The 227-nt window shown below is 58.6% G+C and carries 1 protein-coding gene; it reads right to left on the reverse strand.

All coding sequences use genetic code 11. The annotated features are described in order from the left end of the window. The coding region (locus GEV06_27070; protein ID MPZ21522.1) for an SUMF1/EgtB/PvdO family nonheme iron enzyme at positions 1-227 on the reverse strand (227 nt) is incomplete at both ends.

The following is a 227-nucleotide window of genomic DNA, read 5'->3' on the forward strand; positions in this document are numbered from 1 at the left end:
TCCCACCATTGCAAAGGGTTGTCCAAGGACACCTGATGCGAGGGCGGCGCGAATACCGCCGAGCCAGACACGAGCTTCTCTTCCGGTACTCCCGGATAATCTTCGGCATCCAAGGGACGCTCTGCCACGGTCAAATACTGCGTCTCTTCCACGAACTGCGCGTACTCAGCATTGGTGACCTCGTGCTCGTCCATCCAGAAACCGCTCACCGTCACGGTATGAACGGG

The organism is Luteitalea sp. (genome assembly GCA_009377605.1).
Lineage (GTDB): Bacteria > Acidobacteriota > Vicinamibacteria > Vicinamibacterales > Vicinamibacteraceae > WHTT01.